The organism is Arthrobacter sp. SAFR-044, assembly GCF_051965175.1.
Classification (GTDB): Bacteria; Actinomycetota; Actinomycetes; order Actinomycetales; family Micrococcaceae; genus Arthrobacter.
Window position 1 is genome coordinate 1 of sequence record NZ_JBQCMK010000014.1, and the last position, 782, is coordinate 782.

Genomic DNA, 782 nt, shown 5'->3' on the forward strand with positions numbered 1-782 from the left:
ACAGCGGCCTGCTGGTGCTCGCGGATGTCAACGCCACCAGCCGGTACTGGCACTACTACAGTCCCAGCAGCGGCGGCAGTGGAAGCGGTGACACCACCGCTCCGACCGTGAAGGACCTGTCTCCCGCTGCGGACGCCAGCGGCGTGGAGGTTACTGCCGATGTGACAGCGACGTTCTCCGAGGGCTTAGACCCCTCCACTGTCACGTCGACGACTTTCACCCTGGCGGCGGGCGCGACTGCCGTCCCGGCCACCGTGACTTACGACAGCACCAACAAAGTGGCGACGCTGAACCCGAACGCTGACCTGGCGGCGGGGACGACATACACGGCAACCATCAAAGGTGGCACCAGTGGCGTGAAGGACACGGCCGGCAACCCGCTGGCCTCGGACAAGACGTGGACCTTCACCACCGCCGGGGGAGCGAGGGACTTCACCAGTGACGGCAAGGCCGACCTGCTGGCCCGGGACGGCAACGGGAACTTGTGGACCTACCCGGGCCAGGGCAACGGCCTCTTCGGCTGGCGAATCAACGTGGGGCCCGGCTGGAACGTCATGACCGCTGTCAGCGCCGCAGGGGACCTGACCGGAGACGGGGAGCCGGATCTCGTTGCCCGTGACACGAACGGCACCCTGTGGACCTACCCGGGCCAGGGGAACGGCCTGTTCGGGTGGCGCATCAAGGTCGGCGATGGCTGGAACGTCATGACGGCCATTAGCGCGGCGGGTGACCTGACCGGAGACGGGGAGCCGGATCTCGTTGCCCGTGACACGAACGGGAGC

Annotated in this window: 1 protein-coding gene; it reads left to right on the top strand. The window is 67.4% G+C overall.

The annotated features are described in order from the left end of the window. Positions 1–782: Ig-like domain-containing protein (locus tag ACTHQS_RS17925; protein WP_440171598.1), on the top strand; the 782-nt coding region annotated here is incomplete at both ends.